At 69.7% G+C, this 22,597-nt stretch carries 23 protein-coding genes; 10 read left to right on the forward strand and 13 right to left on the reverse strand.

What is annotated here, in order from left to right; translation table 11 throughout:
* Positions 1-41 precede the first annotated feature (41 nt).
* Positions 42-1,016 carry an aminotransferase class III-fold pyridoxal phosphate-dependent enzyme gene (locus tag ACIQF0_RS45725; protein ID WP_401041058.1) on the reverse strand — a complete coding sequence of 325 codons (975 nt, stop codon included), beginning with the start codon at positions 1,014-1,016 and terminating at the stop codon, positions 42-44.
* Positions 1,017-1,142: 126 nt separating this feature from the next.
* Here ACIQF0_RS45725 and ACIQF0_RS45730 point away from each other — a divergent pair, with 126 nt between their 5' ends.
* Entirely contained in the window at positions 1,143-2,210 is a 1,068-nt protein-coding gene (locus ACIQF0_RS45730) for an LOG family protein (protein WP_401041061.1), read from the forward strand.
* On the opposite strand, the gene ACIQF0_RS45735 is transcribed toward ACIQF0_RS45730, so the two are convergent.
* Positions 2,187-2,744 (reverse strand): YbaK/EbsC family protein, encoded by a 558-nt coding sequence (locus ACIQF0_RS45735; protein WP_401041064.1) that lies wholly within the window; start codon positions 2,742-2,744, stop codon positions 2,187-2,189. The two genes, ACIQF0_RS45730 and ACIQF0_RS45735, sit on opposite strands and share 24 nt — an antisense overlap.
* A gap of 200 nt (positions 2,745-2,944) precedes the next feature.
* Between ACIQF0_RS45735 and ACIQF0_RS45740 the strand changes: the two genes are divergently transcribed.
* Positions 2,945-3,703, forward strand: coding sequence for a MerR family transcriptional regulator (locus ACIQF0_RS45740; protein WP_401041067.1), 759 nt, complete (start codon positions 2,945-2,947; stop codon positions 3,701-3,703).
* A 28-nt stretch (positions 3,704-3,731) separates the two neighbouring features.
* Here the strand turns inward: ACIQF0_RS45740 and ACIQF0_RS45745 are convergent, their stop codons facing one another.
* The 5 genes from ACIQF0_RS45745 to ACIQF0_RS45765 form a co-directional block, all read right to left on the reverse strand.
* Positions 3,732-4,277 (reverse strand): type 1 glutamine amidotransferase domain-containing protein, encoded by a 546-nt coding sequence (locus ACIQF0_RS45745; protein WP_401041069.1) that lies wholly within the window; start codon positions 4,275-4,277, stop codon positions 3,732-3,734.
* A 9-nt stretch (positions 4,278-4,286) separates the two neighbouring features.
* Positions 4,287-4,943, reverse strand: coding sequence for an alpha/beta fold hydrolase (locus tag ACIQF0_RS45750; protein ID WP_401041117.1), 657 nt, complete (start codon positions 4,941-4,943; stop codon positions 4,287-4,289).
* On the reverse strand, positions 4,940-5,233 hold the full coding sequence (locus ACIQF0_RS45755; protein ID WP_093605924.1) for a DUF2516 family protein: 294 nt from the start codon (positions 5,231-5,233) through the stop codon (positions 4,940-4,942). Before ACIQF0_RS45755 ends, ACIQF0_RS45750 begins: the two co-directional genes overlap by 4 nt.
* Positions 5,234-5,335: 102 nt before the next feature.
* Positions 5,336-5,998 carry a hypothetical protein gene (locus tag ACIQF0_RS45760; RefSeq protein WP_401041072.1) on the reverse strand — a complete coding sequence of 221 codons (663 nt, stop codon included), beginning with the start codon at positions 5,996-5,998 and terminating at the stop codon, positions 5,336-5,338.
* Positions 5,999-6,003: 5 nt separating this feature from the next.
* Positions 6,004-6,381 (reverse strand): helix-turn-helix domain-containing protein, encoded by a 378-nt coding sequence (locus tag ACIQF0_RS45765; protein ID WP_030477927.1) that lies wholly within the window; start codon positions 6,379-6,381, stop codon positions 6,004-6,006.
* A 118-nt stretch (positions 6,382-6,499) separates the two neighbouring features.
* Between ACIQF0_RS45765 and ACIQF0_RS45770 the strand changes: the two genes are divergently transcribed.
* Together ACIQF0_RS45770 and ACIQF0_RS45775 are read left to right on the forward strand one after the other, a co-directional pair.
* On the forward strand, positions 6,500-7,567 hold the full coding sequence (locus ACIQF0_RS45770; protein ID WP_401041074.1) for a methyltransferase domain-containing protein: 1,068 nt from the start codon (positions 6,500-6,502) through the stop codon (positions 7,565-7,567).
* 72 nt (positions 7,568-7,639) lie between these two features.
* Complete coding sequence (locus ACIQF0_RS45775; RefSeq protein ID WP_401041075.1) at positions 7,640-9,658, forward strand: NACHT domain-containing protein; 2,019 nt, start codon at positions 7,640-7,642, stop codon at positions 9,656-9,658.
* Here ACIQF0_RS45775 and ACIQF0_RS45780 read toward each other — a convergent pair.
* The 3 genes from ACIQF0_RS45780 to ACIQF0_RS45790 are packed head-to-tail and all read right to left on the reverse strand — an operon-like array spanning position 9,594 to position 13,020.
* Positions 9,594-11,819, reverse strand: coding sequence for an FtsX-like permease family protein (locus tag ACIQF0_RS45780; RefSeq protein WP_401041077.1), 2,226 nt, complete (start codon positions 11,817-11,819; stop codon positions 9,594-9,596). The genes ACIQF0_RS45775 and ACIQF0_RS45780 overlap by 65 nt on opposite strands.
* A gap of 5 nt (positions 11,820-11,824) precedes the next feature.
* The gene (locus tag ACIQF0_RS45785; protein WP_360045343.1) at positions 11,825-12,499 is read right to left on the reverse strand and encodes an ABC transporter ATP-binding protein; all 675 of its coding nucleotides are present in this window, start codon (positions 12,497-12,499) and stop codon (positions 11,825-11,827) included.
* Positions 12,496-13,020, reverse strand: coding sequence for a PadR family transcriptional regulator (locus tag ACIQF0_RS45790; RefSeq protein WP_360045345.1), 525 nt, complete (start codon positions 13,018-13,020; stop codon positions 12,496-12,498). The genes ACIQF0_RS45785 and ACIQF0_RS45790 overlap by 4 nt, the downstream gene beginning before the upstream one ends.
* 86 nt (positions 13,021-13,106) lie before the next feature.
* On the opposite strand from ACIQF0_RS45790, the gene ACIQF0_RS45795 reads away from it, so the two are divergent.
* Positions 13,107-13,604, forward strand: coding sequence for a CGNR zinc finger domain-containing protein (locus ACIQF0_RS45795; RefSeq protein ID WP_360045347.1), 498 nt, complete (start codon positions 13,107-13,109; stop codon positions 13,602-13,604).
* On the opposite strand, the gene ACIQF0_RS45800 is transcribed toward ACIQF0_RS45795, so the two are convergent.
* Positions 13,577-14,824 carry a DUF445 domain-containing protein gene (locus ACIQF0_RS45800; RefSeq protein WP_396425144.1) on the reverse strand — a complete coding sequence of 416 codons (1,248 nt, stop codon included), beginning with the start codon at positions 14,822-14,824 and terminating at the stop codon, positions 13,577-13,579. The genes ACIQF0_RS45795 and ACIQF0_RS45800 overlap by 28 nt on opposite strands.
* Before the next feature lie 29 nt (positions 14,825-14,853).
* Between ACIQF0_RS45800 and ACIQF0_RS45805 the strand changes: the two genes are divergently transcribed.
* From ACIQF0_RS45805 to ACIQF0_RS45820, 4 genes are all read left to right on the forward strand, one after another.
* Positions 14,854-16,017, forward strand: coding sequence for a pyridoxal phosphate-dependent aminotransferase (locus tag ACIQF0_RS45805; RefSeq protein WP_360045349.1), 1,164 nt, complete (start codon positions 14,854-14,856; stop codon positions 16,015-16,017).
* Between the two features lie 96 nt (positions 16,018-16,113).
* Positions 16,114-16,644 carry an RNA polymerase sigma factor gene (locus ACIQF0_RS45810; RefSeq protein ID WP_401041080.1) on the forward strand — a complete coding sequence of 177 codons (531 nt, stop codon included), beginning with the start codon at positions 16,114-16,116 and terminating at the stop codon, positions 16,642-16,644.
* Positions 16,641-17,000, forward strand: a complete 360-nt coding sequence (locus ACIQF0_RS45815; protein ID WP_401041082.1) for a hypothetical protein — start codon at positions 16,641-16,643, stop codon at positions 16,998-17,000. Before ACIQF0_RS45810 ends, ACIQF0_RS45815 begins: the two co-directional genes overlap by 4 nt.
* The gene (locus tag ACIQF0_RS45820) at positions 16,997-18,991 is read left to right on the forward strand and encodes a CHAT domain-containing protein (RefSeq protein WP_401041084.1); all 1,995 of its coding nucleotides are present in this window, start codon (positions 16,997-16,999) and stop codon (positions 18,989-18,991) included. Before ACIQF0_RS45815 ends, ACIQF0_RS45820 begins: the two co-directional genes overlap by 4 nt.
* Here the strand turns inward: ACIQF0_RS45820 and ACIQF0_RS45825 are convergent.
* Positions 18,961-19,647, reverse strand: a complete 687-nt coding sequence (locus ACIQF0_RS45825) for a S8/S53 family peptidase (protein ID WP_401041085.1) — start codon at positions 19,645-19,647, stop codon at positions 18,961-18,963. The two genes, ACIQF0_RS45820 and ACIQF0_RS45825, sit on opposite strands and share 31 nt — an antisense overlap.
* A 408-nt stretch (positions 19,648-20,055) precedes the next feature.
* Between ACIQF0_RS45825 and ACIQF0_RS45830 the strand changes: the two genes are divergently transcribed.
* Positions 20,056-20,847, forward strand: coding sequence for a hypothetical protein (locus ACIQF0_RS45830; RefSeq protein WP_401041087.1), 792 nt, complete (start codon positions 20,056-20,058; stop codon positions 20,845-20,847).
* 297 nt (positions 20,848-21,144) lie between these two features.
* Here the strand turns inward: ACIQF0_RS45830 and ACIQF0_RS45835 are convergent, their stop codons facing one another.
* A complete protein-coding gene (locus tag ACIQF0_RS45835; RefSeq protein WP_401041088.1) occupies positions 21,145-22,581 on the reverse strand; it encodes a PLP-dependent aminotransferase family protein in 1,437 nt (478 codons plus the stop codon).
* Between the last annotated feature and the right edge of the window lie 16 nt (positions 22,582-22,597).

The following is a 22,597-nucleotide window of genomic DNA, read 5'->3' on the forward strand; positions in this document are numbered from 1 at the left end:
AGCGAGCGCCGGGGCGCCTTCGCGGCGCCCCGGCATTGCTCTCAGATCTTGTTGGCGGCCATCCCCACGGCTTCGATCATCCAGCCCGCGTCCTCCGCCGACATGACGGCGGGCGGCGTGAAGCTGACCGTCAGGCCGCGGAAGTCCGCCAGCACGCGCTGCCGCAGCAGCTCGCCCGTGAACACGTCGGCGGCGTGCTTGTCCGGCAGCTCGACGCCGAGCAGCAGCCCTGTTCCGGTCGCGTGAGCTTTGCCGGAGACGACGGCCCGAAGCCCGAACAGCAGCTCGTCACCGAGCAGCTTGGCGCGTTCCACCAGGCCCTCGGAGGCCGTGACGCGCAAGCAGGCGTTCACGGCGGCCGAAGCCAGCGGTGACACGGCTTCCGAGCCGCGCAGCAACGGCACCTCGACCTCGGCCGTGGCGACCACGGCGGCGATCGGGAGCACGCCGCCGGACAGGCCCTCGCCCACCAGCATGATGTCCGGCGTCACGCCGTCGAGGTCGACGCCCCACCACACGCCGAGGCGGCCGAGGCCGGAGCGCGTCTCGTCCACGATCATCAGGGCACCGGACTCACGGCACACCTCGGCCACGGCGCTCAGGTAGCCGGTCGGCGGGAGCGAGGCGCCGCGGACCGGTTCCACCAGCACGCACGCCGGTGGGCCGGAGGCCAGGGTGGCGCGCAACGAGTCGACGCCGCCATACGGGACGTCACCGGTGGTCAACACACGTGGGCGGCCGTTCGCCTGTGCGAGGGCAACGGCGAACTGGGCGGCCTCGGAGGCCGAGGCGAAGGTGTGGATGTGGTCGAGCCCGTTGGGGGTGACCAGGTCGAGCATCAGGCGGTCCAGCAGGGACGGCCGGCGCACCTGGCCGACCACGGCCTGCACCACGGCCGGGTGGGCGTGGCCGAGAAGAGGGACTCCGTACCCACCGCAGTCCAGGTACTCGACGCGGTGGGGATCTACCACTCGTGCGCCACGGGCGGCGCATCCGGTCAGCAGTTCGGTGGCCATTGCGGGGAACCTTTCCAGGGCAGCGCGGCCCGAGGCCGCTCGTCGGGATGGCGAGCGGACCTCAGTTCCCATTACTCATTCGGATTCCAGGCCACGTTGGTTCGCCCTGGGCATAGGCTTTTTCTCGTGCGGATCGAAATCACCGACCTCGACCAGCTGCGGGCAGCTCCTGACCTGCGCAAAGCCGTCATCATCGGGCTGGACCTCACTCGCGAGGACGTGCGGGTGCCGTTGGACGGCGCACTGCTGCTCGGCTGCACCCTCAGCGAGAGCATGCAGCGCCGGGCGGAGGCCGCGGGAGCGTTGATCTTCCCGGTCATCCCCGACCTGCCCTACGAGGTGTACCGGTCGGCCCTCTACACGCCGAAGGAGCTGTTCGCGGGCTTCGACCCGGCCGACCCCAAGTCGTACGCGGACACCCCGGACGCCGAGATCTACCGGCACAGCAAGCAGCAGGGCCACCACCCGGACCCGTTGCACGCGCTGGCCGAACGCCTGCACGACCACTCGATCACCGAGGCCCTCGACGAGACGCTGACGGGCTCGCCGGTCGCGGTCATGGGCGGCCACGCGCTCGCCCGCGGCTCCGACGGCTACCGCAACGCCGTCGCGCTGGGCGCCTCACTGGGCAACGCGGGCTTCACCGTGCTGACCGGCGGCGGACCGGGCGCGATGGAGGCGGTGCCGCTGGGCGTGCGGCTCGGCGAGGTCGACCAGGCCGTGCTCGACGCCATCTCGCAGGCCCCGTCGTTCGGCCACGACGACGAGTCGATCGGCCGGTGGCTCGCGGCGTTCCCGGAGATCCGCAGCTTCGACACCCCGCGCACGATCGGCATCCCGACCTGGTTCTACGGCCACGAGCCGCCCAACCCCGCCTGCGAACTGCACGCGAAGTACTTCGCGAACTCGGTGCGCGAGGAGGGCCTGCTGACCGTCGCGACCGGTGGCATCGTCTACACGCCGGGCAAGGCCGGCACGGTCCAGGAGGTCTTCCAGGACTTCACGCAGAACTACTACGGCAGCGTCGGCCCGGCCGCGCCCATGATCTTCCTGGGCAAGGCCTTCTGGACCGACGAGGTCCCGGCCGCGCCACTCGTGCAGAAGCTCGCGGCGGGCCGGGAGGCCGAGCAGTGGATCCTCGTCACGGACGACGTGGACGAGGCGATCGAGCTACTGCTCAAGTACACGGCCTAGATCGAGCACTTCGGCCCCGGTGAGCTTCATCAGCACGTCGCCGGGGATGAGGATCTTGCTGCCCCGGATGCCGCTGCCCACGATCAGTTCGGGGGCGGCGGCCACCTCGGGCGAGACGAGGATCGGCCAGTCCGCGGGCACGCCGACGGGCGTGATGCCGCCGTACTCCATGCCGGTCAACGCCACGGCCTCGTCCATCGGCGCGAACGACGCCTTGCGCGCGTCGAGCCGCTTGCGGATGACGCCGTTCACGTCCGCACGCATGGTCGCGAGCACCATGCAGGCCGCATAGCGGACGACGTCGCCGCGTTTGCCCGCGACGACCACGCAGTTCGCCGACGCTTCCAGCGGCGAGCCGTAGTGCGCGCAGAACTCGGCGGTGTCGGCGAGGGTCGGGTCGATCTCGGCCACGGCGACACGGTCAGCGCCGTCCAGGGTCTTCAGCGCGAGCGCGACCGGTTCCGGCACGAGGTCGAGGCGCGAGAGGACGGGGACGGGTTCCAACGATCCAGCGATGGTCCACACGTCAACCATCCTGCCAGCGAGTTCGCGCTGGTCGTCCGGCCTCCCCTTCGTGTCAACCGCCGAAGGCGATTCGGCGCGAAGCGGAGGCCGGACGACCAGCTTCCAGGCGAACTCGCCGCCGTCTGCGGAGCAGCGGCAGACAAGCACGGTTTGACCTTGACGTTACGTCAACCCCTACCTTCATTCTCAGAGCGCGAAGGAGGAACGAGATGGCCTGGTCGATCGCCCAGGTGGCCCGGATGTCGAAGGTGACGTCCAGGACGCTGCGGCACTACGACTCGATCGGGCTGCTGCCGCCGGCCTGGATCGGCGACAACGGATACCGCTACTACGAGAAGGAACAGGTGCACCGCCTGCAGCAGATCCTGCTGCTGCGCGACCTGGGTCTGGGCCTCGACGTGGTGGCGAAGATGTTGGACGGCACGGACCAGCTGACGGTCCTGCGCAACCACCACCGGTGGCTGCGGGAGGAACAGCAGCGGCTGGACCGGCTGGCGGGCACCGTCGCGCGCACCATCGCGGAACTGGAAGGAGGGGACGAAGTGAAGATCGAGGAGTTGTTCGACGGCATCGACGCGAAGACGCAGGAGCGGCACGAGGCCGAACTCGTCGAGCGCTACGGCGAGAGTGCCCGTGAGCACATCGCCGAGAGCCGCGAGAAGATGAAGGGCTGGACGCGCACCGACGCGGACCAGTTCATGGCCGAGTGGCGGGACATCGCGCAGAAGCTCGGTGCCCTGTACACGGCGGGCACGGCGATCGACGCTCCGGAAACGCAGGAGCAGATCGACCGCCACTACCGCTGGATCTGCCTGAGCTGGACGCCCAACCGGGAGTCCTACCAGGGCCTCGGCGACCTCTACGTCGACTCGGAGGAGTTCCGGGTCAACTTCGAGGTCGACGGCGGCGGCAACATGGCCGAGTGGATTCGTGACGCCATGAAGCACTACGCCGAGACGCGCCTCTAGAAACGATGCGGGAGCTGCAGATCCCGCATCACAGGCCGAAAGCGCTCAAAGCGGCCCGGTTGAACGCCGGCAGGTCGTCGGGAGTGCGGGACGTCACGAGCGTCCACCCGTTCATGTCGCACACCCGGACCTCTTCGTCGGCCCAGTCGCCGCCCGCGTTGCGGATGTCGGTCTGCAGGCTCGGGAACGAGGTCAGCATCTTGCCGCGCACCACGTTCGCCTCGACCAGCAACCACGGCCCGTGGCAGATCGCCGCGATCGGCTTGCCGGCGGCGACCAGCGCGTGGATCAGCTCGACGGCGTCGTTGTCCATGCGCAGCAAGTCGCTGTTGGCCACACCGCCGGGGATCACCGCACCGTCGTAGTCGTCCGCGGACGCGTCGGCGAAGGTCGTGTCGACGGGGAACGCGTCGGCGGGCGTCAGGTGGTTGAACCCGCGGACCTCACCGAGCTTCGGCGCGATGAGGCGCGGCACTCCGCCGGCCTTCTCGACGTGCGCCCACGGATCGGTGAGCTCGATCTGCTCGATGCCCTCTTCTGCGACGAGGAACGCGATCTTCTTCTGTTCAGCCATGCACTTCGGCTACCCGGCGAAGAAGGAGACCAACCGGTGCCGGATCTCGGTGCGGTGGGTGATCATCGGCGAGGGCGAGTCGATCAGCCACAGCTCACCGTTGGGAAACGCGGCGGCCGTCGCCTTGGCCACGTCCTCAGGGTGCAACGGGTCGCCGACAGCCCCGATGACCAGCACCGGAGTCGACACGGCGGCCAAAGCGGAGGCGTCAGGAGCAGCCACCTGACCCGGCAACTGCTCGGCCGCGGCCTCCAGGCGCCGCAACGCGGCCCGCCGCTCGGCGACGTAGATGGGCGGCCCGACCGTCAGATCCGACAACTGCCGCAACGTGATCGGCTGCCGAGGCTGGTCCAGCACCGCGGGCAGCAGCAGGGCCACCCGCTGAAAACGATCAGGTTCGAGGGACATCAGCCGCACCAGCGCACCGGCGCCGAGTGAGACACCGACGGCGTTGTCAGCCGGAACGGTGCCCAGATCGGCCGCGATCCGGCCGTAGTCCCAGTAGCCGGCAGGAGCGTCGGGGGCATCGCCGTGAGACGGCAGCGTCACCACGACGCGGGTTCCGGGCAGGCCGGAAGCGGGGATGCGCGCTTCACCGGGCGTGGCGCCGAGCCCGTGGGCGACCAGCGTCACCGGTGAGCCGGAGCCGTACGAGTGGGTGATCACCAACGAGGGCCGCGCTGGACCTCGATCAGCTTCGGGCGCACGTCCACCATGTACACCAGCACCGCGATGAGACCGGCCAGCCAGAAGATCGACCCGACCCCACCGGGTCCGAACAGCAGCAACGCCGCCGTTCCTCCGCCGGTGATACCCATCCAGGCGGGCTTGGTCATGCGCTCGATCGCGGTGTACGCGTCCGGGCGCTGACTCAGTGCGTGGAAGAACGCGAACAGGCCGAAGATGCTGAACCCCAGGTCGGCGAAGAAGTACACGATGCCGTCGAGGTTCCAGATGCTGAAGATCGGCACGTAGAACACGCACCCAGACTACGTGGACGTACGACGGGAGGGGAGCAGCCCTGTCGGACTGCTCCCCTCCCGGAGAAATTCACAGACTCACTTGGCGGTGTTCGGGGTGGTCTTCTTCGCCGCGGTCGTCGTGGTGGTGCGGGTCGTCGTCGCCGGCTTGCGCGGCGCCGTGCGGTTCGCGGTCTTGCGGGCGGTGCTGCGGACCTCGTGCGCGGCCTCGCCACCGGCCTCGACGATCTCCTCGGCCAGCTTCTCGGCGGCGTCCTCGACCTCGATGGCGACCTTCTCGCCGACCGAGCGGGTGCGACGGGTCACCTTGCCGAGGACGTCGTCCGCGATGACGCGGGCGTCGGCGGCAGCGGACTCGGCGCGCTTCTGCGCGGCCTCGACGGCCTGCTCGACCTGCTCCACGGCCTGCTTGACCTGCGGCTGGGCCTTGATCTGCTCCAGCGTGGCCTCGCCCTGGTCGGCGAGGTAGGTGTACAGGTTCACCGCGGAGGCGGTGTAGGCGTCGACGAGCTTCTTGAGCTCGGCCGGCTGCAGCTTGTCGCGCAGGTCGTTCAGCTCGGTCGGGAGGTCCTTGGCCTGGGTGCGGGCCTCTTCGGCGCGCTCCTTGGCCTTGGTCAGGGCCTCGACGACGGCCTTCGCGGCGAGGTCACCGGCACCGAGCGCGGCGAGCAGCGCCTGGCGTGCGGCGTGGGCGCCCTGCTCGGCGGCCTTGCGAACGTCGTCCTGGGTGAGCTTCGGCATGGAGATCAGTCCTCCTTGTTGGTGGCGGTGTTCTCCCGCCGGAAAGATTCGTAAACGTCGAGCAGCACCTGCTTCTGCCGCTCGGTCAGATCGGTCGCGGCGACGATGGCGTCCGCCAACGCACCGCCTTCGCGCTGCTGGAGGATCCCGGCCTCGACGTAGAGCACTTCGGCCGAGATGCGCAGCCCCTTGGCGATCTGCTGAAGGATCTCCGCGCTGGGCTTGCGCAGTCCTCGCTCGATCTGGCTGAGGTATGGGTTGGAGACACCCGCCTGCTTCGCCAGTTCCCGCAAGGAGATCTTGGCGGTGTTGCGTTGCTCGCGGATGTACTCACCGATGTTGCGGCCGAGGTCCGCGACTGCTTTGTCGATGGACTTGTCCACTGTTCCCACTCCCGTTCCTCGTGCCACCAACCACGTTAGCGACGAGTGCTAGCTGTTGCAAGCACTCTGCTAGCAATCGCTGCGTGTGCTCCGCCACAGGGATACCGTGGGAGGCGACATGGACGGCGCCGGGGCGTTACGAGCCGAGCTCGCGAACCACATGCTCGGCGACGGCGTGCTGCGCGATCCCAAGTGGCTCAAGGCTTTCCGTGGCGTGCCGCGGCACGAGTTCCTGCCGCGCTTCTACCGTCAGCTGCACACCGGCGACTGGGAACGGGTCACCGCGCGGCACCCGGACTGGCTCGAACTGGTCTACGCCGACCGGGTGTGGGTTACCCAGTTCGACGGCGACGACACCGTGAGCGGCGGCACACCGACCTGCTCGTCGAGCATGCCCACGATCATGGCGATCATGCTGGAGGCACTGGACGTCCACAACGGACAGTCGGTGCTCGAGGTCGGGACGGGCACGGGCTACAACGCGGCTCTTCTCTGCCACGCCGTGGGTTCCGGCAACGTGACCACGATCGACGTCGACCCGAACATCTCGCGACGCGCACGCAAACGACTGCACGGCAACGGTTTCTTCCCCACCTGCGTGACGGGCGACGGCGCGCTGGGCCACCCCGGCCGCGCGCCGTACGACCGCTTGCTGGCGACCTGCTCCGTCTCGACCATCCCGCCGGCCTGGCTGGAGCAGACGCGGCGGGGCGGCCTGGTGGTGACGACGTTGCACCGCCCCATCGGCGCCGGGCTGGTGCTGATCGCGTCCAACGGCGACGGCACCGGCGAAGGACGCGTGCTCACCGAGGACGGGCGCTTCATGCCGTTGCGCGCGCACGCCCGCCCGCCGGCGCTAGCTGGAGCAGGCACGTTCGACCGCCGTACCACCACGTTGAAGCTGAACTCCGTCATCGACCCGGCCAGTCCGTTCGAGTTCTTCGCGGGCATCGCGTTGCCGGAGGTGGCAGCCGGCCGCGACTGGTTGGCCCATTCGGACGGATCCTGGGTGCACCACCACGGTTCGCACGTCGACCAGGGCGGTCCGCGCCGGCTGTGGGATCTCGCGGAACAAGCCCTCGTCGACTGGAATGACCTGGGCAAACCGCGCCGCAGCCAGTTCGGGATCACGATCGGCGGCGACGGCCAGCACCTGACGCTGGGCGATCTCCGCTGGCATCTGTGATCAACAACTGAACGTCACGACACGGGTCACTGAATCGACTACGGGCGGATGCGGTGCGTCATGATGCCTCGCATGTCCAGATTCCGTCAGCAGGCGCTGCTGGCCGGGTGCGTGCTGACCGCTCTGCTCACCGCGGCCGGGCTGATCGCGTCCGACCACGGCATCCACCCGCACCTGTGGCTGATCGTGCTCGCGCTGGCGTTCCTGGGCTTTCTGGCTTTACTCGACCCGTGGGTCCGGCGCAGGCACAACGCGGCGCTGAGCACTGACGAGCACCTCGACGCGGCGTGCCGGGCGCTCGCCATCGGCCTGCAGTCGCAGTGGAACGAGGAGGTCCGTTCGCGCGGCCTCACCGACCCGGACGTGCTCGACCTGCACTGGATCGCCCCTGAGCTGGACATCAGTGACGAGCCGGACGCGCCGCCAGGACGCAGCGACGCCGTGGTGGGCGCGTTCGAACGGCAGATCCACCGCCGGATGGTGATCATCGGTGAGGCCGGCACCGGCAAGTCGACGGTCGCGATGCTGCTGACGTGCGGCCTGCTGGACCGCTACGACGGCGGCATGGTGCCGGTGCTGCTGCCTCTGTCGACGTGGAACCCGGCGGTCGAGGACGTTCGCACGTGGCTCACGCGCAGGCTGTACGAGGACCATCCGGCGTTGCGCAACACCGAGCTGTACGGCAGCTACGCCGGTGACCTGCTGGTCGAGCAGCACCTGGTCCTGCCGGTGCTCGACGGCCTCGACGACATCCCCGCCCACCAGCGCGCGGACGCTCTCGTGCGGATCTCGAAGGCGTTCGGCGCGAACCGGCCGCTGGTGCTGACCTGCCGCACGGCAGAGTTCGCCCAGGCCGTGCACCTCGCCGGTCCGCTGCCCGGCGCCGACGTCGTCGAACTGGCCCCGCTCGACCTGGACGAGGTCGCCGCCTACCTGCGGGCGAGCGCCGACAGCTGGGGCGCGGCGCGCTGGGAGCCGGTGTTCATCCAGCTGCGCGAGGAGCCGGACGGCAGGCTCGCGGACGCGTTGTCCACGCCGCTGACCATGTGGCTGGCCAGCATCGTCTACTCCGACAGCGAGGCGGAGCCGACCGAACTGCTCGACCGCGGCCGTTTCCCGGACGCGCGGGCGATCTCCGACCACCTCTGCGACGAACTGGTGTCACGCGCGTTCGGCAACAGGGCGTTCGCGCACCACGCCAGGGCCACGCAGGTCTGGCCACGGGACAGGGCCCGCAAGTGGCTCGAGTTCCTGGCGCACGAGATGCGCGATCGCGGCATCCGCGAACTGGCCTGGTGGGAGCTGCGCCGCTCGGTCGGCAGCACGTGGCTCGCGGTGCTCGGCGCGCTGGTGCTGGGCGCGATCGGCGGGTTCGGCGTCGGCTGGCTGATGGCGTACTCGATCACGCCGTCGCTCGCCCCGATCACCGGTCTGGTCGCGGGCATCGGCGTCGGCGCGGCGGCGCTGACCGCGTCCCACGAACGCAAGGCCAAGCCGCGCCTGGGGATCTGGCGCAGCCTGCTGCTCGTGCCCGGCGTGCTCGGACTCGCCGGCGGACTCGTTTTCGGTGCGCTGTACGGACTTTCGGCCGGACTGGTCGTCGGCCTGGGGCTCGCCGTGGCGATCGCGCTGCGGTTCGCGTTGACGAGCGCGGCCGAGCTGTCGCAGGCCTCCAGTCCTCAGTGGACGATGTCCCGCGACCGGATCGCGGTGTGGACCGGATCTCTGGTGCTGGCCGTGGTGTTCGGGTCGGCGGCGGCGCTGGTGTTCGGCCCCGGCCAGACCGGAATGGTCGGGCTGGGGCTCGCTTCCGGGCTGATGCTCGGGTTCGCGCTGGCCGTGCTGCACCTGCGCTGGTGGTGGTTCACCGTCGCGCGGATCTGGTTGGCGTTGCGCGGAAAGTTGCCCTGGGAGCTGATGGTGTTCCTGGAGGATTCACGCAAGCTCGGCGTGCTCTGCCGGGCGGGAGCCTGCTACCAGTTCCGGCACGGACTGGTGCAGGACCGCCTGGCAGAGCACGAGGCGACTACTCGCTCTGCAACCCCAGTGCTCCGGTCGCCTTTCTCAGCGAAGGCAACGTCAGAGCAGTGACCGCGAGGACCAGCGCCATCGACGCGCCGGTGAGCGCGGCGATGCCGGTCCAGTCGTAGGCCACCTCGGCGTTGAACACCCGCGTGACCATCACGCCGAGTCCGATGCCGGTGCCGACCGCGATCACCGTGGACAGCACCAGCGGCACGCCGTTCTGCCACAGCAGTGACCTCGCGAGCGTGCCGCGCGGTACCCCGGTCGCCGCCAGCACGGCGAGCGGGCGGCGCCGTTCCCTGACCTGCTCCAGCGCCATGACCAGCAGCGACGCCCCGGCCAGCAGCAACGTCAGCACCGCGCCCGCGAGCAATGCCCTGCGGATCGAGGCGAAGATCAGCTCGACCTCGGCGGTGTCGTCCTGGCCGATGAAGTACGCGTGGACCCGCCAGCCGTACCCGGCGATGGAGTTGCGCATGTGCTCGGCGGCGTCCGGCACCGCGAGGTCGAGCTCGGCCTGCAACTGGGGCCGGTTGCCGGTGAGATCGAGGCCCTTCGCCGCGGCAGGGGTGAGGTAGATGCCGGGCATGGTGCCGGAGACCTCCTGCAACGCGGGCACGGTCCAGGCGCTCTTGTCCATGGTCATCACCACCTCGCCGGACATGGCCTCCGCCGTGTCCCGGGCGAACCGCACCTGGTAGGCCTTGCCGTCGACGCAGTCCGTGGCGTCCGCCTGTGCTTTCAGCGCCGTACAGGTGCCGATGGAGACCATCGTGTTGCGGCTGCCCGACTGGGTCACGAAGACGCGGTCGAGCACGTGCACGGCCCGCACGCCCTTGCTGGCGGCCACCGCTTCGTTCAGGCCGGCGGTGTCGATGTCGTCCTTGGGCGTGAGGGCGACGAAGTTGTGGGTCGCGTCCCGCTTCTCCTCGGAGACGACGTCCTTCTCCACGCTCGCGAGGATGACCTGCAGCGTCACCGTGCCGGCGAGCACCACGGCCACACCGCCGACTACTCGCGCCGCCGTGCCCGCGTCGAGCTGCAACCGGCGCACCGCCAGCTGCAGCGCCGGGGTCGCACCGCGCATCCAGTTCACGACCCGCTCCACCAGCCACGGCAGCAGCACCGGGATGCCCAGCATCAGCAGCACCACGCCGGCGATGACGACGACCTGGAATGTCGAGCCCTTCTCGCCGCTGTCGCCGAACTGGCTGGCCAGCAGGGCGATTCCGCCGCCCGTGGGCACCAGGCGCCACCACAGCCTGCGCCGGACCGGCTTCTGGTGCCGGACCACGCCGAGCGGTTCGATGATCGTGCGCCGCATGGCGAACAACGACGTGAGGACCGCGAGCACCGGCACGGTAACGAGCACCACCGCCGTGAGCGACGGGGTGGGCATCAGGTCACCGGGGTAGAGCGCCAGCTCGGGAATGGGAACGTCGTCGGCCAGCGGTCGCACCGCGAAGAAGAACCCGACGCCGAACACGAGCCCGGTCAGCGCGCCGACCAGCGTCTCGCCGGACGCGATCAGCCGCACCCGGCCCGCCGCCGCGCCGACCAGCCGCAACGCCGCGAGCCTGCGGTCGCGCTGGGCCGCGGCGAGCCTGGTGGCGACGCTGACGAACACCAGCACGGGGAACAGCAGCACGACGACGCCGACGAGGCTGAGCATCCACAGCACCGGGTCCATCCCCATGCGCTCGTACATCTTCCCGTAGCCGTACACGGCGACGCCGGAGTCGTCCGGGATCTTGCTGTCGCCCGCGTAGAACTTCAGGTCGTGCGGCCCGATCAGGCCGGCCGCGCCGATCGTGCCGATCACCTTCTGCGGGAACCGGGGGCGCAGCAGTTCGCCGTCCGGCGACGCGAGCAGCTCCGCGAGGGCGGGCGACACGACGATCTCGCCGTCCCGCGGCAGCCGTTCAAGGCCGGGCGGCACGGGGGCGTCCGGCGTGCGCGCCTTGAGGAACGTGCCGGGAATGTCCTGCGAGCGGAAGTGGACGTACATCTCCTCCGCCTGGATCGGTGCCGGTCCGTCGCGGTCGGTCATCATGGTGCGCGCGTCACCGCGGTCGTCCCGCACGTCCAGCGCGTTCGGCACCGCGGCGGCGAGCAACAGCATCGCCACGCACAGACCGATGCCGACGCCCTGCAGCAGGAGCCTGCCCCACGACTTCCGGCTGCCCCCGACGGCCAGCCGGACGCCGAGCGCCAGATCGTTGATCACCTGTTTCACCGGGCGAACTCCACGTCCCTGGCCTTGCCGTCGCGCACCACGACCTCGCGGTCGGAGTAGGCGGCGACGCGGGCCTCGTGCGTCACCAGCACGACCGCGGCGCCGGTCTCCCGCGCGGCCGTCGTGAGCAGGTGCATGACCCGTTCGCCGTTGAGCGAGTCGAGCGCGCCGGTCGGTTCGTCGGCGAAGATCACCTTCGGTCCGGTGACCAGCGCGCGGGCGATCGCGACCCGCTGGCCCTGACCGCCGGACGTCTCGCCGGGTCGCTGGTCCGCGACACCGTCGACCTCCAGCTTGGCCATCCACTCCTTCGCGGCGTTCTCGGCGTCCCTGCGCTTCACGCCGCTGAGCCGCATCGGCAGCGCGACGTTCTCCAGGCAGGTCAGCTCCGGCACGAGCTGGCCGAACTGGAAGACGAACCCGAACTCGGTGCGCCGCAGCTCGCTGCGCTCCCGGTCGGACATCGAGGTGAGCTCGCGGTCGCCGTAGCGGACCACGCCGGAGTCCGGCGCCAGGATGCCCGCGACGCAGTGCAGAAGGGTGGACTTGCCGGAGCCGGACGGCCCCATCACCGCCACGATCTCGCCCGCGCGGACGGTGAGGCCCGCGCCTTCGAGCGCGTGCGTCCTGCCGAACGACTTGTGCAGGTCCTCGGCCCTCAGAAGACTCATTTGCCGACCTCCTGGGCCAGTCTGTCGAGGCGCGCCGCGGTCAGTTCGAGCCACCGCAGGTCGGCCTCGAGGTGGAACAGGGCGAAGTCGCAGATCAGCTGGTCGGCCAGGTCGCCGTCCGCCTTGCGCTTGGTCAGGTCGCGCATCGTGGTGAGGTGCGCGGAGCGTTGGGTGTCGAGCACCTCGGTCGCGCTGCGGCCGGACAGCAGGGCCAGCACGACCTTCGCGTAGAGGGTGTTCTGCAGGTACGGCTCCGGCTTCTCCGGCGTGCCGAGCCAGCGTTCGACATCGGTGACGCCGGCGTCCGTGATCGCGTACCGCTTGCGCTCCGGACCGTCGCCCGCCTCCACGCCCGCCTCGCTCACGAGGCCGTTCTTCAGCAGCCTCGACAGGGTCGAGTACACCTGTCCGTAGTGCAGCGGCCGGTCGTGCCCGAAGCGCTCGTCGTAGGCGCGCTTGAGGTCGTATCCATGCCTTGGACCGCCCTCTAGCAGCCCCAACAGTGCGTGTCCGATCGACATGAGGAGCACTATACACACGAGGTATACACCCGGTGTATTCATCAGATGCCCTGACGGGCAACCGCCGTGGCGCCTACAGTGGTGGGGTGACTGGTCTGACTGTCGGCTGGGATCACGACGTCGAGCTTCTGCTCGACTTCCTGAACACTCGACACGTACTGGACAGTGAAGCCTCCTGGCGCGCGTGGGTGACCGAGCGCGGCCTGGGGCGGAGCAGTGAAATCGCGCAGGCGCGCGCCGCTCGGGCGGCACTGCGGTCGTCCATCGAGGGCTCGTCAGGGCCTCAGACGGCAGCGGGCGTCGTCCACATCGAGCTCACCGACGGCATCCCGGTGCTGTCGAGCTCGGACGCGCTCGGCGCGGTGCTCGCCGCGTCCGCCCGCCTCGCCGTGCTGGGTTCCTGGGAACGCTTCAAGATCTGTCCCGCCGACGACTGCCTGCGTGCGTTCTTCGACCGCTCCCGCAACCGCTCGCGCACCTGGTGCTCGATGCAGGTGTGCGGGAACCGGGAGAAGGCCCGCACGTTCCGAAAACGAACCCGCGCCCAGAACCCGCCTCAGAACAGCAAGCTGGCCGCGGTGTAGATCACCAGGCCGGCGAGCGCACCGACCACGGTGCCGTTGATCCGGATGAACTGCAGGTCCCTGCCGACCTGCAGTTCGATCTTGCGCGACGTCTCCTCCGCGTCCCAGCGCTCGACCGTGTCGGTGATCAGCGTGGTGATCTCCGCGCGGTAGTTGGCGACGACGTACCCGGCGGCCTGCTCCAGCCAGCCGTCGACCTTGGCGCGCAGTTCCAGGTCGTCGGTGAGGTTCGTGCCGAGCGTGATCAGGCCCTGCGTGACGCGCTTGCGCAGCTCGCTGGACGGGTCCTCGGCGGCGTCGATGAGCATCTTCTTGGCCGTGCCCCAAGCGCTGCTGATCAGCTTCTGGACGTCCGGGTGCGTGATGACCTGCTGCTTGACCTGCTCGGCGCGCTGCATGGTGGCCGGGTCGGTCTGCATGTCGCTGGAGAACTCGATCAGGAACTGGTCGACGGCGAGCCGCATCGGGTGGTTGACGTCGGTCTTGACCGCCCAGGCGAAGTTGACCAGCTCCGTGTAGACCTTGTCGCCGAGCAGCGCGTCGACGAACTTGGGCGACCACGTGGGCGCACGGTCCGTGACGATGAGGCTGACCTTGTCGGAGTTGTCGCGCACCCACTCGTAGGCGCGGTCGCACATGAGGTCGACGAGCTTGTGGTGCGCGCCGTCCGTCAGGACCTGGTTGAGCAGCTTGCCCAGTGGCGGACCCCAGGGCTTCTCGGTGACGCGCTTGACGATGGCCTGTTCGAGGACGGCCTGGACCTCTTCGTCCTTGAGGACCGTGATCGCGCCCTTGATGACGTTCGCGAGCTCGTTGGTGATCCGTTCGGCGTTCTCGGGCTGCTTGATCCAGGCGCCGGCGCGTTCCGCGATGCCGGCCCTCCTGAGCTTGTCCTGCACGACCTCGGGGCTGAGGAAGTTGACGCCCACGAAGTCGCCGAGCGTCTGCCCGAACATGTTCTTGCGTTCGGGGATGATCGCGGTGTGCGGGATCGGCAACCCCAGTGGCCTGCGGAAAAGGGCGGTGACGGCGAACCAGTCGGCGAGCGCGCCGACCATGCCGGCCTCGGCGGCGGCCCGCACGTACCCGACCCAGGCGCCCTCGAAGGCGTGCGTGCCGAAGAAGATGACCGTCGCGCCTATCAGGAAGCTCGTCGCGACGAGCTTCATCTTGCGCAGGTCCGTGCGCTTCTGCTGGTCAGCGGCGGTCAGTTGCTCCACAACGCCATTGTCCGTGAAGATCCTGCGTTGTGCGGGTACCAGCGCTAGTTCCTCGTTTGCAGCCGTTCACGTCGACCATCTTCGCGGAGATGACGGCGCTGGCCGTGCAGCACGACGCCGTCAACCTCGGTCAGGGCTTCCCCGACACCGACGGCCCGGCGTCGATGCTCCAGGCCGCCCAGTCGGCGATCGCGTCGGGCGTGAACCAGTACCCGCCCGGCCCCGGCATGCCGGTGCTGCGGCGCGCCGTCGCCGCCCACCGCTCGCGGTACGGACTCTCGTACGACCCGGACACCGAGGTCCTGGTGACCGTCGGCGCCACCGAGGCGATCGCGGCGTCGTTGCTGGCGCTGGTCGAGGCCGGCGACGAAGTGATCCTGATCGAGCCGTACTACGACTCGTACGCCGCCTCCGTGGCCATGGCCGGCGCGACGCGGGTGACCGTGGGCCTGCGCGAGGACGAGTCGGGCCGCCTGGCGTTGGACGTGGACGCTCTGCGCGCCGCCGTGACGCCTCGGACCCGGGCCATCCTGGTCAACTCGCCGCACAACCCGACCGGCACCGTGTTCCGCTTGGAGGAGCTCCAAGCAATCGCCTCTTTGTGCGTCGAGCACGACCTGCTGGCGATCACCGACGAGGTCTACGAGCACCTGGTGTTCGACGGACTTGTCCACATCCCGCTGGCCTCGCTGCCGGGGATGGCGCCGCGGACGCTGTCGATCTCGGGCGCCGGCAAGACGTTCAACTGCACCGGCTGGAAGATCGGCTGGGTCTGCGGCCCCGCCGAACTGGTCTCGGCGGTCCGCGCGGCCAAGCAGTTCATGACCTTCGTGGGCGGCGCACCGTTCCAACCCGCCGTCGCACACGCACTGACCGCCGAACTGGACTGGGTCACCGGGTTGCGCGACTCCCTCGCGTCGAAGCGCGCGCGTCTGGCCGAGGGTCTGCGTGCGGCTGGTTTCGAGGTGCGTTCCTCTGAGGGCACGTACTTCATCTGCGCCGACGTGCGTCCCCTCGGCCACACCGACGGCCTGGCCCTGTGCCGCGAACTGCCCGCCCGAATCGGCGTCGCCGCCGTTCCCGTCCAGGTGTTCACCGACCGCCCCGCGGACTGGCAGCACCTGATCCGTTTCGCGTTCTGCAAGCAGGACGCCGTGATCGACGAAGCCGTGGAGCGCCTCCACAAACTGTAGTTGTCCACAGCTGTGGATGAGTTTCTCCACAACTGTGGACAACCCACTTTCGGGTGAGCCCGGGAGCCTGAGACCCGGGGTTCGACTCCAAATGGCATGGACTCGAACACTGAGGTTCTCGTGGCTTGGCGTTCCGGCCTGTCCGGCTGGGACGCCCTGGTCGACCGCTACTCCCGCCTGGTCTGGTCGGTGCCCAGATCGTTCCGCCTGAGCCACGCCGACGCCGCCGACGTCTACCAGTGCACCTGGCTCTGCCTGGCAGAACACCTGACCCGCCTCCGAGAACCGGAACGCCTCGGCACCTGGCTGGTCCGTACCGCCACCCGCCAGTCGATCGCCGTCCTGCGCACCCGAGGCCGCGAGGTGTCCTACGACCTGTGGGAGCCGGCGTCGTCTCTGCCGACGCCCGACGAGGTCGCGATCACCACCGATCGGCAGCGCCGCCTCTGGTCCGCGCTGACGACCCTGAACGAACGGTGCCAGCGCCTCCTGCGGATCGCCGCCCACAGCCCCGAACTGAGTTATGCACAGGTTGCCGACGCCCTGGGGATGAAGGTGGGGAGCGTTGGCTCCACGCGCAGCCGCTGCCTGGCTGAGCTGCGGCGGAAGCTGGAGGACCTGCGATGAGGGACTCTCTGCTCGACGAGATCGCCGGCCTCTTCCACTCGGACGCCCCGCCGGCCGCACTCACCCCGCACCCGACCGGCCTCGAACCCATGACCCCTGTGGACGAACCGGTCCGCGGCCCCTCCCACCAGCTCGTCTTCCACCTCGGCACCGGCCGCCTGCACCTGCGGCTGGACCCCGGCCACCTGACCGGAGTGCTGGACGAGCAAGGTGTCTCCGTCGAGATCCACTCGCCGTCCGCCGTCCAAGCCCTGCGACCCGATGCCGAGGGCTGGTTTCGCGCCACCGTCCACCCCGGCCCGGTGTGCGTGACCGTCCCCGAACTCGGCCTCACGACGGGCTGGTTCGTCGCATGAGCGCCAGCGCCGATCCACCGGCCACCATCGCGACGACCGAGGTCCGCGGCACGAAGGCACAGCGCGCCGACGCGTTGCACGACCTGAGCGTCGCCCACGCCGAGCTCGGACACCTCGACGTCGCCGCGCGGTTCGCCCGGCGCGGGCTGCGGCTCAGCGGCGAGGCGCGATTCCACCTCACGCTCGCGTGGATCGACCTGGATCGAGGCCGCCGCCGGCAGAGCCTCCACCACCTGGACCTCGCCACGCCCCATCTGCGTGGCGGGGAACTGGCGCGGGCGAGGTGTCTGCGCGGGCTGCACCTCTGTCAGTCGGCTGAACCGCGGCTGGCGATCGCCGAGCTCACCGCGGTCATCAGGGAGTTGCGCAGGCACGGCGACGAGCGGTGGCTGGCCAACGCGCTGATCGGGCGTGGGATCGCCCGGTGCAACGCGACCAAGCTGGTGTCGGCCGAGGCGGACTTCCGTGCCGCGCAGACGTTGTCGCTGGCGACGGGCGAGCCGGGACGGGCGGCGATGTGCCTGCACAATAGGGGGTTCGTGGCGATGCTCGCCGGGGATCTGCCGCTCGCGCTCCGCAGGTACGAGGAGGCCGCGAAAGCCGGTCTCGACTCGGCCAGCCGGCCAGAAGCGCTCGTGGACCGGGCCGAGGCCTTGCTCGCGGCCGGGCTCACGGCGGAGGCGCGGCGGGTGCTGGCGCCTGCGATGGAGCTGTTGCGGCGCTGCAATCGGCACGTTCCCGAGTTGGCGGTGTTGAGCGCGCGATGTGCGTTGCGTGACGGAGATCCGGGTCCCGCGCTTCGTCACGGCGGCACGGATATCGAGTTCCTGCTGGCTGCTGGGAAGCTTGATGCCGTTGCGGCGCATCGGTTTCGCGGGCCCGTGCAGACGCGGGCGCTCGGGTGGCTCGCGCAGGCACGACGCTCGAACAGGCGAGGTGCGCTGGCTGCGTGCAGGGCGGGGCTCAGGTTGCTCGACGAGCATCACGGCGACTGGCCTCGCCGCGAGCTGACCGGACATGCGCTCGGGTTGGCCAGGACCGCTCGCGAGGTGCTGCACTGGTCGGAGCAGCACCGCGCCTCGGTTTCCCTGCCTCCCAACGACCCTGAGCTTGCGCAGGCGCTCACGAACCTGCGGCGGGCGAGAGCGTTCGGACTGCCGTTGGAGGTGCTGGAACGGGACGTCCGGAGGCTGACTCTCGCTTCCCGGCGCGCAAGGCCGAGCGGAACAGCCCGGGCCGAACTGCCCCTGATCAGTTTCATCGTCCACGAAGGACAGATGAGCGCGGTCACGCTGATCGACGGACGTGCCCGGATGCGAGTGATTCCCGAGCCCGCCGAACTCGTCCGCACCACGAAACTCGCGCTGCAGTCAGGACGGGCCATCACCACGGATCTCCTGCCGGACGCGGAGGAAGTCGTCGTGATCCCCGACGGCGTGCTCCACGAGATGCCGTGGGCAGCGCTCGGCCGCCGAGTCCACGTCATCCCGTCGCTGCGGCACTGGCGACCGGACAGCCACGGCGGGCATCGAGTCTGGGTCACCGGCCCCGGCCTGCAGAACGATGAAGTGCCCGCACTGCAGAAGAAACACGGCGGAGTGATCGCCAAGTCCTCTGTGGAATCAACTCTCAGGACGCTGGAAGGCGCCGGGATCGCACACATCGCGGCGCATGGGCACGTCAACCCGGACAACCCGCTGTTCTCCTACCTCGAACTCGACGACGGCCCGTTGTACGGCTACGACATCGCCAGGATCGAGCACCCGCCCGAGATCGTCGTCCTGTCCGCCTGCGAGTCGGGCCTGGCCCGCGCGTTCCTCGACGCCGGCACGAGAGCGGTCGTCGCGACCACCCTCACCGTGCCGGACGCGCAGGTCAGCGAGGCCATGGCCGAGGTCCACCGTCGCATCGGGCACCCCGCCGAGGCCGCGCGAGCCGTCGCGCACCTCGGGTTCAGCTGCTACGGCACCGGGACCAAGGTGGCGGCGTGAAGCGCGGCCGCGAACGACGTGCCGGTGCACAGCAGTTGCGACGAGCCGACCGTGGCCGGCACGTCGACGCCGGACACGACCACGTCCACCCACGGCCCGCGCCCCGAGAAGGCTTCGGAAGCACCCACCGCCGTGACGTCGGGCAGGGCGGCCGGCCACCAAGGACGCGTGGAGCCGCCGTTGCCCGCCGCGGCCACGACGTTGGAACCGCAGCCCGACAGCACGGGCGGGCACTCGTCGTTGAACGTGTAGGTGCCGGACGCGACCAGCACCACCGGCAGGTCGCGAGTGGCCTTCAACGCCGCGGCCAGGGTCAGGTCGTCGCCGAAGCCCGAGGCACCCAGGACGGGGAACGGGCGCACCGAGGCGCCGTGGTGGCGGAGGACACCGGCGACCAACGCTCCGTGCGACGCGTCGAGAGGAGTGTCGAGCAACGCGACCGTGCCCTCGCCCAGCAGGTCCGGGAGGCGCTCGCCCACCACCGGGCGGGAGGTGCCGATCATGATCGGACAGGCGAGGTGGACGTGGTTCGGCGTTGCACCCACCTCAAGCGCGATGGCGACGACGCGCTCCCGTTCGGACGCTTTCAGGTGCATGCGGAGGACGCCGGAAGCGATCTCCTCGTGGGAGTAGACGCCCCGCAAACGCTTGCGCACAGTGGGTGCGTCCGCTGGCAGGACGATCAGTTCCCCCGAACGGACCAAGCACTCGTTTGGACCCGCTGGATCGTGCACGACCACGGGGCCGAGCGCTTCGGAGGCGTGATCGACCAGCTCAGAGAGGCTGCTGACCTGCTTTGGCGCGTCCACATCGGACACCATCCCCCGGCGCGACACGGTCCACAGGGGACCGAGGCACAAAGTCACTCGATCCGATGACGACACTGACGGTGTTCATGCCAGATCAGGGCAACACGGACAGCCGCACGAGACCGCCCTTCCGGGTGTTTCGCGCCGAGTTGGTTCGCAAAGTCACTCACCGGTGCTAGACATAGCTCTACGTCGACCTCCGACGGCGCACTGTGCGTTGAGGGTGACCTGAAACGGTGGACGGGTGGTGATCCTGTGGCGAGTGGTGGAGTTGGTGCACTGCTGCTGCGGACCGCTGCGCTCGGCGGGCTGACCGCCGCCGCCTGGTTGCTGAGCGGGACGACCGCGTCCGCCAGTCCCGAGGAACCCCCGGCTGTCGAGATCACCACCGAGACCGCCGCCGAGGCCCCGAAACTGCTGGAGGATCCCGACGGGTGGGCCGAGGCCTTCACCGCGTCGGTGATCGAGAAGCACCAACCGGCCAGGATCGTGCCGCCACCCGTCGTGACGAGGCCCGCGGAGGAAGAGCCCCAGGAGGAAGAGGACGAGGGTCCGATCCTCGACTTCACCGGCGGCTCGCAGGGCAACACCCGCTCCGGCTCCGTCTCGAACGAGGCACCGCCCGAGATCATCGCGGCGAAGGCTCAGGTCCGCGCCGCCAAGGTCGCCGCGAAGCTCGCGGCCGAACTCCCGCCGCCGCCTCCGCCGCCCGCAGCACCTGTCGCGGCGGTCAAGAAGTCCGTGCCGCTTTTGCCCGATCTTCCGGTGCCCGCCCCCGTGAAGACCGAGCCCGCACCCGTGAGCGACCTCACCTGGTCCACCCCCGGTCCCGACTCTCCGCTGCCCGCTCCCCAGCAGGCACCCGTGGTCGCCACGGCCTCCGCGTCGTCCGGCCACACCGACAACTCCGGCGGCACGCGCGGCGTGCTCGCCGTTCTGACGTCGCACAACTCGCTCTTCCCGCCCGCCACGTGGTCGGTCGAGGAGCGTCGCGACGGCACTGAGCCCGGCAGCATTCCGGGCCTGCCCAGCACGTCACCCGACTGAGTCCGACAGGACCAGTCTGCCCTCTGCGCGATTTGTGACCGTCTCGTTCCGTCGCGCCAGTAACTCCTCCTCTTATTTCCCGTTGTACGCAAGGAACCCCCAGTCTTCCTGACCTGCCAACCGCGCCCTGGCAGGTCGGGTCTGGTCCGAGTGCCGCGCTGCCCCCGCAGTCTCGGACCGCACGGGAAACCTGCGGACGGGGAACGTCAATCCCTGGGACGTTCCCCGCCGCAGGCCTCTCGTTGGCAAGTTCGTCGGCCCGGTCTCCCCCGCTGCGGGAGACCGGGCCGACGTGTTTCACACGACCGGTACCGAGAGGTCGGCATCCGCCGGAAACCCTGTTCCTGCAACGGATGCAGCTACCACACCCAAACGGCCGATCGCTTCACGCAGCACTTCGGGCGACTGCGTGTACGGCACTCGGAGCATCTGCTCACAGCCCCCGTGCACCGCGAACCGAGGGCCGGGGACGAGCCGCAGGCCGTGGTTCTGCGCCACCACCGCGATGCGCGTGCTCAGCGGGCCGTCGAGCGTGCACCACACCCCGAGTCCACCGGCCGGCACGTCGAAACTCCACTGTGGACAATGTGCCCGCAACGCCGCGACCGCCACGTCCCGTTGCGCGAGCGCCTCCGCACGTCGTTGCCCCAGCACGGTTTCCGGCGACTCCAGCAACGCGGCCAGCACGAGCTGCTCGAACACCGGTGTGCCCAGGTCGATCGCCGCCCGCGTGGACAGCAACCGGTGCACGATGTCCGAGGACGCCCTGATCCACCCGATCCGCAGTCCACCCCAGTGCGACTTGCTCGCGGATCCCAGCGTCACCACCGAATCCCCGCCGAACGCGGCCATCGGCAACGGCGGCTCAGCCGAGTCCAGCGCGAGTTCCACCAACGTCTCGTCGACGACCACCGGAGTGCGCGCCTTGCGCAGCACCGCGGAAAGCATCTCCCGCGCCTCGGACGACATCCGCAGTCCGGTCGGGTTCTGGAAGTCCGGAATCAGATAGGCCAACCGGGGACCCGCCTGACGCAACGCGGCCTCGAACCCGTCCAGATCCCAGCCGTCACTCAGCATCGGCACGGGCACCGGGATGCCGAACGACGCCCGCACCGCCTCCAGCGCGTTGGGGTAGCTCGGCTGCTCGACCAGCACCCGGTCGCCGGGCCCGACGAAGAGCCGCAGCACCAAGGCCCACGCGTGCTGCGCCCCGGACGTCACCACGATCTGGTCGGGCGACGTCGGCAACCCACGAGCCGTGTACCGGTCCGCGATCCGTTGCCGCAGCACCGGAAGCCCCCGTTCGTCGTACCCGTGCGACGCGAGGTGCTCCGGCATCTGACCCAGCGCGACGTCCATCGCGATCCGGACGGACGGCAGCGCGGGAGGCGCGGCGCGGGACAGGTCGATCAACGTGTCGTCGACCCCCGTGATGCCACCCCCGGCACCGACAGGCCCGTTGATCCACGACCCGGCTCCGCGCCGCGACTCCACGACCCCCTCGGACCGAAGCTGGTCCAGCGCGGCGGTGATGGTGGTGCGGCTCACGGGCAGCGCCTCGGTGAGCTCGCGTTCGGACGGCAGCCGGGTCCCCACCGGCAGCCGGCCGTCCGCGACCAGCAGTTTCATCGCCGCGACGAGATCGACGACGCACTGCCGGGCCCCGCCACGACGCCACTCACCGAGCAGTCGGGCCAGTCGAGCACCGGATATACGTCCACCTGGTGGGAGCATGAGGCCAATTATGCCG

The sequence above is a fragment of the Lentzea sp. NPDC092896 genome (assembly GCF_044754905.1).
Classification (GTDB): domain Bacteria; phylum Actinomycetota; class Actinomycetes; order Mycobacteriales; family Pseudonocardiaceae; genus Lentzea.